General features: G+C 62.5%; 14 protein-coding genes. 9 read left to right on the forward strand and 5 right to left on the reverse strand.

The genetic code is table 11. The annotated features are described in order from the left end of the window. The first annotated feature begins 3 nt into the window (after positions 1-3). From AC3A5O_RS10100 to AC3A5O_RS10125, 6 genes are all read left to right on the forward strand, one after another. Entirely contained in the window at positions 4-1992 is a 1989-nt protein-coding gene (locus AC3A5O_RS10100) for a heme lyase CcmF/NrfE family subunit (protein ID WP_122568988.1), read from the forward strand. Then, positions 1989-2525, forward strand: coding sequence for a DsbE family thiol:disulfide interchange protein (locus AC3A5O_RS10105; RefSeq protein ID WP_072408483.1), 537 nt, complete (start codon positions 1989-1991; stop codon positions 2523-2525). The genes AC3A5O_RS10100 and AC3A5O_RS10105 overlap by 4 nt, the downstream gene beginning before the upstream one ends. Further along, complete coding sequence (locus AC3A5O_RS10110; protein ID WP_122568987.1) at positions 2522-2995, forward strand: cytochrome c-type biogenesis protein; 474 nt, start codon at positions 2522-2524, stop codon at positions 2993-2995. Before AC3A5O_RS10105 ends, AC3A5O_RS10110 begins: the two co-directional genes overlap by 4 nt. Next, positions 2988-4190 carry a c-type cytochrome biogenesis protein CcmI gene (gene ccmI / locus AC3A5O_RS10115; RefSeq protein WP_122568986.1) on the forward strand — a complete coding sequence of 401 codons (1203 nt, stop codon included), beginning with the start codon at positions 2988-2990 and terminating at the stop codon, positions 4188-4190. Before AC3A5O_RS10110 ends, ccmI begins: the two co-directional genes overlap by 8 nt. 14 nt (positions 4191-4204) lie before the next feature. Next, positions 4205-4612, forward strand: a complete 408-nt coding sequence (locus AC3A5O_RS10120; protein ID WP_305470266.1) for a hypothetical protein — start codon at positions 4205-4207, stop codon at positions 4610-4612. Positions 4613-4997: 385 nt separating this feature from the next. Next, on the forward strand, positions 4998-7085 hold the full coding sequence (locus tag AC3A5O_RS10125) for an LTA synthase family protein (RefSeq protein ID WP_487753162.1): 2088 nt from the start codon (positions 4998-5000) through the stop codon (positions 7083-7085). Between the two features lie 63 nt (positions 7086-7148). Here the strand turns inward: AC3A5O_RS10125 and AC3A5O_RS10130 are convergent, their stop codons facing one another. After that, complete coding sequence (locus AC3A5O_RS10130) at positions 7149-7301, reverse strand: DUF3309 family protein (RefSeq protein ID WP_003183939.1); 153 nt, start codon at positions 7299-7301, stop codon at positions 7149-7151. A gap of 229 nt (positions 7302-7530) precedes the next feature. Here AC3A5O_RS10130 and AC3A5O_RS10135 point away from each other — a divergent pair, with 229 nt between their 5' ends. From AC3A5O_RS10135 to csrA, 3 genes are all read left to right on the forward strand, one after another. Then, a complete protein-coding gene (locus tag AC3A5O_RS10135; protein WP_305470267.1) occupies positions 7531-8346 on the forward strand; it encodes an SDR family oxidoreductase in 816 nt (271 codons plus the stop codon). A gap of 57 nt (positions 8347-8403) precedes the next feature. Then, entirely contained in the window at positions 8404-8736 is a 333-nt protein-coding gene (locus tag AC3A5O_RS10140) for a YnfA family protein (protein WP_487753171.1), read from the forward strand. Between the two features lie 151 nt (positions 8737-8887). Then, positions 8888-9088, forward strand: coding sequence for a carbon storage regulator CsrA (csrA, locus tag AC3A5O_RS10145; RefSeq protein WP_060738615.1), 201 nt, complete (start codon positions 8888-8890; stop codon positions 9086-9088). Here csrA and AC3A5O_RS10150 read toward each other — a convergent pair. From AC3A5O_RS10150 to AC3A5O_RS10165, 4 genes are all read right to left on the reverse strand, one after another. Next, the gene (locus AC3A5O_RS10150) at positions 9077-9304 is read right to left on the reverse strand and encodes a YheU family protein (RefSeq protein WP_003199186.1); all 228 of its coding nucleotides are present in this window, start codon (positions 9302-9304) and stop codon (positions 9077-9079) included. The two genes, csrA and AC3A5O_RS10150, sit on opposite strands and share 12 nt — an antisense overlap. A 182-nt stretch (positions 9305-9486) precedes the next feature. After that, positions 9487-10677, reverse strand: coding sequence for an osmoprotectant NAGGN system M42 family peptidase (locus tag AC3A5O_RS10155; protein WP_060738614.1), 1191 nt, complete (start codon positions 10675-10677; stop codon positions 9487-9489). A 200-nt stretch (positions 10678-10877) separates the two neighbouring features. Beyond that, on the reverse strand, positions 10878-12623 hold the full coding sequence (gene ngg, locus AC3A5O_RS10160) for an N-acetylglutaminylglutamine synthetase (RefSeq protein ID WP_305491911.1): 1746 nt from the start codon (positions 12621-12623) through the stop codon (positions 10878-10880). A 3-nt stretch (positions 12624-12626) separates the two neighbouring features. Further along, positions 12627-14399, reverse strand: coding sequence for an N-acetylglutaminylglutamine amidotransferase (locus AC3A5O_RS10165; RefSeq protein WP_305470269.1), 1773 nt, complete (start codon positions 14397-14399; stop codon positions 12627-12629). Positions 14400-14515: the final 116 nt, after the last annotated feature.

The following is a 14515-nucleotide window of genomic DNA, read 5'->3' on the forward strand; positions in this document are numbered from 1 at the left end:
TCGATGACTACCGGCATCTTTATTCCCGAGTTGGGCCACCTGGCGATGATCCTGGCCCTGTGTTTCTCCCTGGTACAGGCCGTGGTGCCTTTGCTCGGGGCCTGGCGCGGCGACCGCTTGTGGATGAGCCTGGCCCAGCCGGCGGCGTGGGGGCAGTTCGCCTTCATGCTGTTCGCCTTTGGTTGCCTGACCTATGCGTTCATGGCCGACGACTTTTCCGTGGAGTACGTCGCCAGCAACTCCAACAGCGCCTTGCCCTGGTACTACAAGTTCAGCGCCGTGTGGGGCGCCCACGAAGGCTCGCTGTTGCTTTGGGCGTTGATCCTTGCCGGCTGGACCTTCGCGGTCTCGGTGTTTTCCCGGCAGTTGCCTCAGGTGATGCTGGCCCGGGTGCTGGCGGTGATGGGCATGATCAGCACCGGTTTCCTGCTGTTCCTGATCGTCACGTCCAACCCGTTCAAGCGCATCCTGCCGCAGATGCCGATGGATGGTCGCGACCTCAACCCATTGCTGCAAGACATCGGCCTGATCGTTCACCCGCCGATGCTCTACATGGGCTATGTCGGTTTTTCCGTGGCCTTCGCCTTCGCCATCGCCGCGTTGCTTGGCGGTCGCCTCGACGCCGCGTGGGCACGCTGGTCGCGCCCGTGGACCATCGTCGCCTGGGCCTTCCTCGGCATCGGCATCACCCTCGGTTCGTGGTGGGCCTACTACGAACTCGGTTGGGGCGGCTGGTGGTTCTGGGACCCGGTGGAAAACGCCTCGTTCATGCCCTGGTTGGTGGGCACGGCGCTGATCCACTCCCTGGCCGTCACGGAAAAGCGCGGGGTGTTCAAGAGCTGGACCGTGCTGCTGGCCATCGCGGCGTTCTCCCTGAGCCTGCTGGGAACGTTCCTGGTGCGTTCCGGCGTGCTGACCTCGGTGCATGCCTTCGCCTCGGACCCTGAGCGTGGGGTGTTCATCCTGATGTTCCTGCTGTTCGTCGTCGGTGGTTCGCTGACGCTGTTCGCCCTGCGTGCGCCGGTGGTCAAGAGCCAGGTCGGCTTCAACCTCTGGTCACGGGAAACCCTGCTGCTGGGCAACAACCTGGTGCTGGTGGTGGCCGCGTCGATGATCCTGCTGGGGACGTTGTACCCGCTGGTGCTCGATGCGCTGTCCGGCGCCAAGCTGTCGGTCGGCCCGCCGTACTTCAACGCGTTGTTCATCCCGCTGATGGCGATCCTGATGGTGGTGATGGCCATCGGTATGCTGGTGCGCTGGAAAGACACTCCGGTCAAGTGGCTGCTGGGCATGTTGACCCCGGTGCTGCTGGGCACGGCCGCCCTGGCCGTGGTGGCCGGCGTGGCCTATGGCGACTTCAACTGGGCGGTGCTGGCGACGTTCGTGCTGGCGGCCTGGGTGTTGCTGGCCGGTGTCCGGGACATCTTCGACAAGACCCGCCACAAAGGCCTGATCAAAGGCCTGCCGACCCTGACCCGCAGTTACTGGGGCATGCAGATCGCTCACTTGGGCATCGCTGTCTGCGCGTTGGGCGTGGTGCTGTCCAGCCAGAACAGCGCCGAGCGTGACCTGCGCCTGGCGCCGGGCGAGTCCATGGACCTGGGGGGCTACCAGTTCGTGTTCGAGGGCGCCAAACATTTCGAGGGGCCGAATTTCACGTCCGACAAGGGCACCGTACGGGTCATTCGCAACGGTCAGGAAATCACCGTACTGCATCCGGAAAAACGCCTCTACACCGTGCAGAACTCGGTCATGACCGAAGCCGGGATCGATGCCGGTTTCACCCGCGACCTCTACGTCGCGCTGGGCGAATCCCTGGGTGATGGCGCGTGGGCGGTGCGGGTCCACGTCAAGCCGTTCGTGCGCTGGATCTGGTTCGGTGGCTTGCTCACCGGCCTGGGTGGGATGCTGGCGGCGCTGGATCGGCGTTATCGAGTCAAGGTGAAAAACCGGGTGCGTGAAGCCCTGGGCGTGACGGGAGCCACTGCATGAAACGTTGGTTGATGGTGTTGCCGCTGGCGCTGTTCCTGTTGATGGCGGTGTTTTTGTACCGGGGGCTGTATTTGAACCCGAGCGAATTGCCTTCGGCGATGATCGGCAAGCCGTTCCCGGAGTTTTCCCTGCCCTCGGTGCAAGGTGACAAGACCCTGACCCGCGCCGACCTGCTGGGCAAGCCGGCGCTGGTCAACGTATGGGGCACCTGGTGCATCTCCTGCCGGGTCGAGCACCCGGTGCTGAACAAGCTGGCCCAGAACGGCGTGGTGATTTACGGCGTCAATTACAAGGACGTCAATGCCGATGCCTTGAAGTGGCTGGCCGAGTTCCACAATCCGTATCAATTGGACATTCGTGACGAAGACGGCTCCCTGGGCCTGAATCTGGGCGTTTATGGCGCACCGGAAACCTTCTTCATCGATGCCAAGGGCGTGATCCGCGACAAGTTCGTCGGTGTGATCGACGAACAGGTCTGGCGCGAGAAGTTGGCCGCCAAGTACCAGGCCCTGGTGGACGAGGCCAAGCCATGAAGCGCTGGTTAGCCGCCGCCATCCTCGGTTTGAGCCTGGTCGGTGTGGCGCAGGCCGCCATCGACACCTACGAATTTGCCAACGATGGCGAGCGCGAGCGGTTTCGCGAACTGACCAAGGAACTGCGCTGCCCCAAGTGCCAGAACCAGGACATCGCCGACTCCAACGCCCCGATTGCCGCCGACCTGCGCAAGGAAATCTTTCGCATGCTCGGCGAGGGCAAGGACAACCAGCAGATCATCGACTTCATGGTCGATCGCTACGGTGAGTTCGTGCGCTACAACCCCGCCCTGTCCTCCAAGACCGCGCTGCTCTGGTTCGGCCCCGCCGGGCTGTTGCTTGGTGGTTTCGTGCTCATCGCGGTGATCGTCCGTCGGCGCCGGGTCCAGCGCACGGCCGCCCCGGACACGCTTTCTGTCGAAGAGCGCCAGCGCCTCGACCAACTGTTGGATAAAACCAAGCATGATTGATTTCTGGCTCGCCGCAGGTCTGCTTCTTCTGGTTGCCCTGAGTTTTCTGTTGATCCCTGTACTGCGTGGTCGTCGCGCTCAACGCGAGGAGGACCGGACCGCGCTTAACGTGGCGCTGTACCAGGAACGTGTCGCCGAGTTGCAGGCCGAGCGGGAGGAGGGCGTGCTCAACGCCGCGCAACTGGACACCGGTCGCGCCGAAGCCGCCCGTGAGCTGCTCGCCGACACCGAGGGCGCCGATGTGCCGCGCGAGTCCCGGTTGGGCAAGCCGTTGCCGTTGCTCGCCGCCGTGCTGGTGCCAGTGTTGGGCCTGGCGCTGTACCTGCATTTCGGTGCCAGTGACAAGGTCGAACTGACCCGTGAATTCGCCCAGGCGCCGCAGTCGATGGAAGAGATGACCCTGCGCCTGGAGCGCGCGGTGGCGGCGCAGCCGGATAATGCCGAGGGCCTGTATTTTCTCGGCCGCACCTACATGGCCCAGGATCGCCCGGCGGATGCGGCGAAGATCTTCGAACGCACCGTGGCGGTCGCCGGTCGCCAACCGGAACTGCTGGGCCAGTGGGCCCAGGCGCAGTATTTCGCCGATGGCAAGAAATGGTCGGATAAAGTCCAGGCCTTGACCGACGAAGCGCTGAAGCTCGATTCGAAGGAAGTCACCAGCCTCGGTCTGTTGGGCATCGCCGCGTTTGAAGGCGAGCGCTATCAGGACGCGATCGATTACTGGGGGCGCTTGCTCGCGCAACTGCCGGAAGGTGACAAATCCCGTGAGGCGCTGCAGGGCGGCATTACCCGTGCCACCGAGAAGCTGCAAGCCAGCGGCGGCAAAGTCGCCCAGGCCCCGGTGGCCAAGACCGGAGCCCTGCTCAAGGTCCGCGTCGACCTGGCGCCGGCCCTCAAGGCCAAGGTGCAGCCGGGCGACAGCGTGTTCATCTTCGCCCGCGCCGTTTCCGGTCCGCCGGCACCGTTGGCCGCCAAACGCCTGACGGTGGCCGATCTGCCAGTCACGGTAGAACTGAGCGACGCGGACGCCATGATGCCGCAGTTGAAACTGTCGAACTTCCCCGAAGTCCAACTGATGGCGCGTATCTCCCGGGCCGGTCAGCCGACCGCGGGTGAGTGGATCGGCCGCAGCCAGCCCCTGGCGAGCAGCACCACGGCGCAACAGCAATTGACCATCGACAGCCCGGACAAATAACAGGAATTCGCACCATGACCGCCATCGCTCGTATCACCCTGCTCACGCTCGTCATGGGCCTGAGCGCTTGTGCGGTCCAGCGTCCGCCGGAGCCTTCGGCGCCGCTGCCACCCATTCCACCGTCGACCCCGACCACCAAGCCGACCCCGTCCACCCCGCCAGGCAAGCCGGTCATCCCGAACAAACCGTCCAAGCCGCTGCCGCGCACCTCCGCCAGTTTCGCCCCGCCACCGGGGGGCAACAGCCATTGGGACGCCAAGCTGGGGGTCTATGTGCTGGACAACCAGACGAACACGTTCTATCGCCAGCGGACCTATTACCGCTGGAACAACGGTTGGAGCCGTTCCGTCAGCCCGAATGGCCCATGGGAAGACACCACCATCGAAGGCGTACCGGCAGGCTTGGGGCGGCAATTCCACTAAGCACAGGCCCCTGGAGCCAGAGGGCATCCGTGGGAGCAAAGCTTGCTCGCGATAAAGGCGATGCGGTCTTTCAGAAATCGAGGCGCCTGTTTCGCGAGCAAGCTTTGCTCCCACAGATAAATCCTTTTGCCACACTGGCGTTCGGCTCAACTTCATCAACCGGCCGGGCTTTTTTGTGTTTCCGGATATTCTTTGAACGAAATTTTCACTAAATCTTGCGGACAATCCCCCGCGCTCATATCGCCGCCGGTTATTTAATGGCAATGCCATAGCCGTTCGTGCAACATTTGCGCACTCGCGCAAGCCCCGGGCCAGGCTTTGGCCAATAGAGGGCGCGCCGTTGTTTCTCTTTTGTCACTTAACTCCAATAGGGTCCTTAAACGACATGGCAATCCCGGACGCCCTGAGTCAGCAGCGCACTACGCATCGCCTGCTGCAACCGACCGTCAAATCGCACCTGGCCTACACGTTGCTTTGTGCCCTGGTGATGATGGTCATGTTAAGCCTGGTGCGCGTGGCGCTGCTGGTCTACAACCGCGAGATGATTCTCGACACCCCGGCCTCGACGTTCGTTGAAGCATTCGCCAACGGCCTGCGCTTCGACTTGCGCCTGGTGGTCTACCTCTGCATCCCGTTGCTGCTGGCGTTGTTCAGCGCAAGGGCCATGGCGGCCCGCGGTTTTTTTCGTTTCTGGCTGACCGTCACCTCCAGCATCGCGCTGTTCCTCGGCTTGATGGAGATGGACTTCTATCGTGAATTCCACCAGCGCCTCAACGGCCTGGTCTTCCAGTATGTCAAGGAAGACCCGAAAACCGTGATGAGCATGCTCTGGTACGGTTTCCCGGTGGTGCGCTACCTGCTGGCCTGGGTCGGCGGCACCCTCATCCTCGCCCTGGCGTTCAAGGGCGCCGACCGCGCCACTCGTCCCCGTGGGCCGTTCAGTGGCGGCACTATCGGCACCCGGCAGATCGCGCCGTGGTACGGGCGTGTCGCGGTGTTCATGGTTTGCCTGCTGGTGGCCGTGGCCGCTGCGCGCGGCACCCTGCGTCAAGGTCCGCCGCTGCGTTGGGGGGACGTCTACACCACCGATTCGAACTTCGCCAACCAGTTGGGCCTCAATGGCACGTTGTCGCTGGTGGCGGCGGCCAAGAGTCGGATGTCCGAAGACCGTGACAACATCTGGAAAGCGACCCTCGAGCAACCGCTGGCACAGCAGACCGTGCGTGACATGCTGGTGATGCCTGACGACAAACTCGTGGACACCGAGACAGCCGCCGTGCGCCGCGACTACACGCCGCCGGCGGACAAGACCCTGCCGATCAAGAACGTGGTCGTGATCCTCATGGAAAGCATGGCCGGTCACTCGGTGGGCGCCCTGGGCGCGCCGGGCAACATCACGCCTTACCTGGACAAACTGTCCAAGGAAGGCCTGCTGTTCGACCGTTTCTTCTCCAACGGCACCCACACCCACCAGGGCATGTTCGCCACCATGGCGTGCTTCCCGAACCTGCCGGGTTTCGAATACCTGATGCAGACGCCGGAGGGCAGCCACAAGCTGTCGGGCTTGCCGCAACTGCTCAGCGCCCGTGACTACGACGATGTGTATGTCTACAACGGCGATTTCGCCTGGGACAACCAGTCGGGGTTCTTCAGCAGCCAGGGCATGACCAACTTCATCGGGCGTAACGACTTCGTGAACCCGGTGTTTTCCGATCCGACCTGGGGCGTGTCCGACCAGGACATGTTCGACCGTGGCCTGATCGAGCTCAAGGCGCGGGAGAACGGCAAGCCGTTCTATGCCTTGTTGCAAACCCTGTCCAACCACACGCCCTATGCGTTGCCGACACCATTGCCGGTGGAGCCGGTCACCGACCGTGGCAGCCTGAACGAACACTTGACGGCCATGCGCTACGCCGACTGGGCGCTGGGCCAGTTCTTCGAGAAAGCCCGCAAGGAGCCTTACTTCAAGGAAACCCTGTTCGTGGTGGTGGGTGACCATGGCTTTGGCAATGAGCGCCAGATCACCGAAATGGACCTGGGCCGTTTCAACGTGCCGATGCTGTTGATCGGCCCGGGCATCCAGGAGAAATTTGGCCAGCGCAACCATACCGTAGGCACGCAGGTCGATATCGTCCCCACCATCATGGGCCGGCTCGGTGGGCAAGTGCGCCACCAGTGCTGGGGCCGTGACCTGCTGAACCTGTCGGAAGGCGACCCCGGTTTTGGCGTGATCAAACCGTCGGGCAGCGATCAGACCACCGCGATCATCCGTGGCGACACCGTCCTGATGCTGCCAAAGGAAATGCCGCCGAAGATGTACCACTATGAACTGGGCGCCACCCCCCGTGCGCAAGTCATCCCGGATGCACCGGAGGCTGCCGAGTTGAAACTCAAGCTCGAATCGTTCCTGCAAACCGCGACCAAAAGCCTGCTGGATAACACCGCCGGCGTCGTTGACGGCAAGCCGGACTGATAAACGGCGAGCATAAAAAAGAGGCCTGCAAAGGCCTCTTTTTTTTTGCGCTTACTTAGTGGTTTATATCTTGCCCAGTAATAGCAGGACCAACAGCACCACCAACACTACACCAATGATACCGGACGGACCGTAACCCCAACTTCTGGAGTGCGGGAAGACCGGAAGACCACCGATCAGCAGGAGGATCAGGATGATGATAAGTATTGTGCCCATTGTAGATTTCCTTATTGGTCAGTTTTGGAGTGATGCAACTTCCAACTACCAGCACGCATGCGTTAAATCCGGGCGGCTTAATATGTCCGACCGTAACGTCCGGTAAAAAATTCAAAGTTTTTATAGCGTCTGCGGTTTGCCCTTGCCATTCAGCAATCTGATGGAGCGTGGGTCCGGCAGGCGCCTTCGCTACACTCGGCCTATCTCTCCCGGAACAAGGCTGTTTGCTATGCAAAATCGCATGATGATCACTGGCGCCGGCTCCGGCCTGGGTCGCGAAATCGCGCTGCGCTGGGCCCGCGAGGGCTGGCAGCTGGCCTTATCGGATGTCAGCGAGCCAGGCCTTGTGGAAACGCTCAAGTTGGTGCGCGTTGCCGGTGGCGACGGCTTCATCCAGCGTTGTGATGTGCGCGACTACAGCCAATTGACGGCGTTTGCCCAGGCTTGCGAAGAAAAACTCGGCGGCATCGATGTCATCGTCAACAACGCCGGCGTTGCCTCGGGCGGGTTTTTCAGTGAACTCTCCCTGGAGGATTGGGACTGGCAGATTGCGATCAACCTGATGGGCGTGGTCAAGGGTTGCAAGGCGTTCCTGCCGCTGCTGGAAAAAAGCCGCGGCAAGATCATCAACATCGCCTCCATGGCCGCCTTGATGCAGGGGCCGGCCATGAGCAACTACAACGTGGCCAAGGCGGGCGTCGTGGCGTTGTCGGAAAGCCTGCTGGTGGAACTGGCGCAGCAGGAAGTCGGCGTACACGTGGTATGCCCGTCGTTCTTCCAGACCAATCTGCTGGACTCCTTCCGTGGCCCGACCCCGGCCATGAAAGCCCAGGTGGGCAAGTTGCTGGAAAGCTCACCGATCAGCGCCGCCGACATTGCCGACTACATTTATCAGCAGGTCGCCGAGGGTCAGTTCATGATCCTGCCCCATGAACAGGGGCGCATGGCGTGGGCCCTCAAGCAGAAAAACCCACAATTGCTGTACGACGAAATGACTGCCATGGCCGACAAGATGCGCGCCAAGGCCCGGCAGAACCTGAATTGACCTGGCTGCTCGATGTCCTCAGGATGGCGCCATTCGGCCTTCCTGATGGACATCTGCATGCTCAATTACCTGTGGTTTTTTCTCGCCGCGCTGTTTGAAATCGCCGGGTGCTACGCCTTCTGGATGTGGCTGCGCCAGGGCAAGAGCGCCTGGTGGATCGCCCCGGCGTTGCTCAGTCTGACATTGTTCGCCCTGTTGCTGACCCGCATCGAAGCAACGTACGCCGGGCGCGCCTACGCCGCCTATGGCGGTATCTATATCATTGCCTCGATCGGCTGGCTGGCCGTGGTGGAGCGGGTCCGGCCACTGGGTTCCGACTGGGTTGGCGTGGCGCTTTGCGTGTTGGGGGCGAGCGTGATTCTATTCGGCCCGCGGCTCTCGGCGTCCTGAAACAACCTACGCTCCGGCAGGGTTTTGCAGGAAGTTTCCTTCAGTCGCAAGAACTTTGCTTGTAGGGCCTTACTGAATTCTCGCCGGTGTCTTGAGAACGGAAAGCAGGCCGGGCATGGTCAGGGTCCAGACATTCTTAAGGACAAGAACCATGCTCGTATTAAGCCGCGCTGTGGGTGAGTTGATTTCCATCGGTGACGATATTTCCGTCCGTGTGCTGTCGGTCAGCGGCACCACCGTGCGTTTTGGCGTGGAAGCGCCACGGCACGTCGATGTCCATCGCTCCGAAATCTATGAAAAGATCCAGAGGAAAAAGGCCCACGCCGCCCGCAAGGCGTGTTCAGTCGAATAGGTGCTTGGGCACGTCGTGCTTGAGCATCAGTTGGCACTGTTCGCTTTCGGGGTCGAAGACAATCAGCGCCTGGCCTTTGGTCAGCGCTTGCCGGACCCGTAGAACCCGTGTTTCCAGGGGCGTGTCATCACCGTTGTCGGTGCCGTCGCGGGTCACGAAATCCTCGATCAGGCGAGTGAGCGTGTCGACTTCGAGTTGGTCGTGGGGGATGAGCATGGGGTACCTCGGCTAGACAATGGGGCGATGCTACGGCCAATGGGCTTTTGCGGCTAGCCTGGGTTTTGCGGTTGTTTGTCCGGGCCTCATCGCGAGCAAGCTCGCTCCCACACGGCTTCAGTGGAGCCCTGTGGGAGCGAGCTTGCTCGCGATGGCGATATTCCAGGCAGTGAAAGGCTGGATCAGCTATCCGACCGCTGCCCCACCAGGCTATCCACCGACGGCACCCGGGTATCGCTTTCCATCTGTGCATCGTGCTCGATCTGGTGACTGAAGCGGTCCAGGGAGCCTTGGGCCGGTTGCGCGTCGCTGGCGAATACCGGTGGGCTGAGGATGTAGGCGCCGAGCAGGCGGCTGAGGGCGGCCAGACTGTCGATGTGGGTGCGTTCGTAGCCATGGGTGGCGTCGCAGCCGAAGGCGAGCAGGGCGGTACGGATATCGTGGCCGGCGGTGATGGCTGAATGCGCGTCGCTGAAGTAGTAGCGGAACAGGTCGCGGCGTGCCGAGATGTCGTTTTCCTTGGCCAGTTTCAGCAAGTGCCGCGACAGGTGATAGTCGTAGGGGCCTCCGGAGTCCTGCATCGCCACGCTGACTGAATGCTCGCTCGAGTGCTGGCCGGGGGCGACGGGTGCGATATCGATGCCGACGAATTCGCTGACGTCCCAGGGCAGCGCGGCCGCGGCGCCGCTGCCGGTTTCCTCGGTGATGGTGAACAGCGGGTGACAATCGATCAGCAGCTCTTCGCCGCTGTCGACAATCGCCTTGAGCGCCGCCAGCAGCGCCGCGACCCCGGCCTTGTCGTCCAGGTGCCGGGCGCTGATGTGGCCGCTTTCGGTGAATTCCGGCAGCGGATCGAAAGCGACGTAATCGCCGATGCCCACCCCCAGGGTTTCGCAATCGGCACGGGTGGCGCAATAGGCGTCCAGGCGCAATTCGATGTGGTCCCAACTGATGGGCATTTCATCCACTGCGGTGTTGAACGCGTGTCCGGACGCCATCAATGGCAGCACGCTGCCACGAATCACGCCGGTGTCGGTGAACAGGCTGACCCGACTGCCTTCGGCAAACCGGCTGGACCAGCAACCCACCGGGGCCAAGGTCAGGCGCCCGTTGTCCTTGATGGCCCGCACTGCGGCGCCGATGGTATCCAAGTGTGCCGACACGGCCCGGTCGGGGCTGCTCTTGCGGCCCTTGAGCGTGGCGCGGATCGTGCCGCGACGGGTCATTTCGAACGCGATACCCAGCTCCTCGAGCCGCTCGGCGACGTAGCGCACGATAGTGTCGGTAAAGCCGGTCGGGCTGGGAATGGCGAGCATTTCCAGCAGGACTTTCTGCAGGTATTCGAGATCCGGTTCTGGAATTTTACTGATCATGGAAACTCCTGATGGTTGAGCACATCGATGGTTTCGATGAGTGTGTCCGACTGTTGAGTGACGGTGCCTGAACAGGCCTCATCGCGAGCAAGCTCGCTCCCACAGAGGTCCTGCGGTGAACACAGAATTTGTAGACACCAGCAATCCCATGTGGGAGCGAGCTTGCTCGCGATGGGGCCAGATCAGGCACTGCATCTCTACTAGGCCACCGCCTGGCTATGGGGAAACAACAAATCCACAAAACGCTCGGCGGTGGGCTGGGGTTCGTGGTTGGCCAGGCCGGCGCGTTCGTTGGCTTCGATGAACACGTACTCGGGCTGATCGGCCGCTGGCACCAGCAGGTCGAGGCCGACCATGGGAATGTCCAGCGCCCGCGCGGCGCGCACCGCCGCATCGACGAGGGTCGGATGCAGGATGGCGGTGACATCCTCCAGCACGCCGCCGGTATGCAGGTTCGCCGTCCGCCGGACGAACAGGTGTTCCCCGGCAGGCAGCACGCTGTCGTAGTCGAAGCCCGCCGCGTTAAGTGTGCGCAGGGTCTCGGCATCCATCGGGATCTTGCTTTCGCCGCCCGTGGCGGCCTGCCGTCGGCGGCTCTGGGCTTCGATCAACGCGCCAATGGTGTGCCGACCGTCGCCGATCACCTCCGCCGGACGCCGGATCGCCGCTGCCACCACTTCAAAGCCGATCACCAGGATGCGCAGGTCCAGCCCTTCGTGGAAGCTTTCCAGCAACACCTGGCTATCGAACTGCCGAGCCGTTTCGATGGCGCTCTGCACTTCCTCGATGGTGCGCAGATCCACCGCCACGCCTTGGCCCTGTTCCCCGTCCAGCGGCTTGACCACCACCCGTTCGTGCTCATCGAGGAACGCCAGATTGTCATCGGCATTGCCCACCAACTGTTGGGCCGGCAGGTTCAGGCCGGCGTTTTTCAACACCTTGTGGGTCAGGCTTTTGTTCTGGCACAAGGTCATGCTGATGGCGCTGGTCAGGTCGCTCAAGGATTCGCGGCAGCGCACCCGGCGGCTGCCATGGACCAGGGTGAACAAGCCGGCCTCGGCATCGTCCACCTGCACTTCGATGCCTCGACGGTGAGCTTCTTCGACAATGATCCGCGCATAAGGATTGAACTGCGCCTCGGGGCCCGGCCCGAGGAACAACGGCTGGTTGATGCCGTTCTTGCGTTTGATGGCGAAGGTCGAGAGGTTGCGAAAGCCGAGTTTGGCGTAGAGGTTTTTCGCCTGGCGATTGTCATGCAGCACCGACAGGTCGAGGTAACTCAAGCCACGGCTCATGAAATGCTCGATGAGGTGACGCACCAGCACTTCGCCCACGCCGGGCCGTGGGCATTGCGGGTCGACGGCCAGGCACCAGAGGCTGCTGCCGTTCTCCGGGTCGTTGAAGGCCTTCTGATGATTCAGGCCCATGACGCTGCCGATCACCGCACCGGTGTCGTCGTCTTCGGCCAGCCAGTAGACCGGCCCGCCCTCGTGACGCGGGGTCAGTCGCAGCGGGTCGATGGGTAGCATGCCCCGGGCCTGGTAGAGCTGGTTGATGGCCTGCCAGTCGGTCTCGCTTTGGGCCCGGCGAATCCGGAAACCGCGAAACACCCGGGTGGACTGGCGATAGTCGCTGAACCACAGGCGCAAGGTGTCGGACGGATCGAGGAACAGTTGCGCCGGTTCCAACCCTAGCACTTGCTGGGGCGCGGCCACGTACAAGGCAATGTCGCGTTCACCGGGTTGTTCGTTGAGCAGTTCCTGGGCCAGGCTCGCCGGGTCCGGGAAGGTGTGGCCGATCAGCAGTCGGCCCCAGCCGCAATGCACCGCGATCGGGTCGGCGCCCAATTCGCTGCCGTCTTCGGCCAGGCGTGCCTGCAGGCGTTCGTAAGAAGGCGTCTGGCCGCGCAAGAGGCGTTGATTGTGAACGGTTGCATGAGGTTTCATCGATCAGATTCCTTGCTCGCTGAGCCACAGGTTCAGCGCGGCCAGTTGCCACAGCCGCGAACCGCGCAACGGCGTGAGCTGGCCGTTGGGGTCGGTGAGCAGGCGGTCGAGCATGGCCGGGTTGAACAGGCCGCGATCCTGGCTCGGATCCAGCAGCAGCTCGCGGACCCAGGCGAGGGTGTCGCCTTCCAGGTGCTTGAGGCCCGGCACCGGGAAATAGCCTTTCTTGCGGTCGATCACCTCGCTGGGGATCACCCGTCGGGCGGCTTCCTTGAGCACCTGCTTGCCACCATCGGGCAGCTTGAACTTCGCCGGAACCCGGGCCGAAAGCTCCACCAGGCGGTAGTCGAGGAACGGCGTGCGTGCTTCCAGGCCCCAGGCCATGGTCATGTTGTCGACGCGCTTGACCGGGTCATCCACCAGCATCACGGTGCTGTCCAGGCGCAGGGCCTTGTCTACCGCGGCATCGGCCCCAGGCTGGGCGAAATGTTCCTTGACGAAGTCGCCGGCCGCGTCATTGGCCGTCAGCCAGTTGGGCTGCACGGTAGCGGCATATTCTTCATAGCTGCGGTCGAAGAACGCAGCGCGATAAGCCGCGTAAGGATCGCTGGCGCCATCGACCTGCGGGTACCAGTGGTAACCGGCGAACAGCTCGTCGGCGCCCTGGCCGCTTTGCACGACTTTGCAATGCTTGGCCACTTCCCGCGACAGCAGGTAGAAGGCGATGCAGTCGTGGCTGACCATCGGCTCGCTCATGGCGCGGAACGCCGCGGGCAGTTGCTCGATGATCTCTTTTTCGTCGATGCGCAGTTGGTGGTGGCGGGTGCCGTAGTGCTTGGCGATCAGGTCCGAATATTGGAACTCGTCACCGCGCTCGCCGCCGGCATCCTGGAAACCGATGGAGAACGTGGACAGGTCTTCCACGCCCACCTCCCGCAACAGACCGACCAACATGCTTGAATCGACGCCACCGGACAGCAGCACGCCGACATCCACGGCGGCGCGCTGACGAATGGCGACGGCTTCACGGGTGCTGTCGAGCACGCGGTCGATCCAGTCTTCCAGGTTCAGGTGCTGTTCGTCGGCCCGAGGGCCGTAGGGCAGGGTCCACCAGGTTTTCTGCTCGGTGGTGCCGTCGGCTTCGATGCGCATCCAGGTGGCGGGCGGCAGTTTTTCAACACCGGCCAGCAAGGTGCGGGGCGCCGGGACCACCGCGTGGAAATTCAGGTAATGGTTGAGGGCCACCGGGTCGAGCATCGGGTTGATGTCGCCGCCCTTGAGCAGCGCCGGTAATGCCGAGGCGAAGCGTAGCCGCTGGCCAGTACGCGAAAGGTACAGCGGCTTGACACCGAGGCGGTCGCGGGCGATGAACAGCCGCTTGGCGTCACGCTCCCAGATGGCGAACGCGAACATGCCGTTGAGCTTGGGCAGCAGCGCTTCGCCCCAGGCGTGGTAGCCCTTGAGCAGTACTTCGGTGTCGCCACCGGAATAGAAGGTGTAGCCCAGGGCTTCGAGCTCGGCGCGCAGTTCCGGGTAGTTGTAGATCGCGCCGTTGAAGGCCAGGGACAGGCCCAGTTGGTTGTCGATCATCGGTTGAGCCGAGCCGTCCGACAGGTCCATGATTTTCAGGCGCCGATGGCCCAGGGCAATCGGCCCCTGGCTATGAAAACCCCAGGCATCAGGGCCGCGAGGGGCCAAGTGATGGGTGATTCGCTCTACGGCCGCAAGGTCCGCAGGTTGTTGATCGAAACGTAACTCTCCAGCTAATCCGCACATAAGTCCTTACCGGTTTTTCCGTTGGGGAGGGGTCAAGCAACGCAGGCCGAAATGGCGTGCACCCTGAAACTGACCGGGGGGATTGCTGTGAGTTTTAGATCGATGCGTTATAAGCC

It is taken from the genome of Pseudomonas sp. Soil_N_39, from assembly GCF_057655955.1.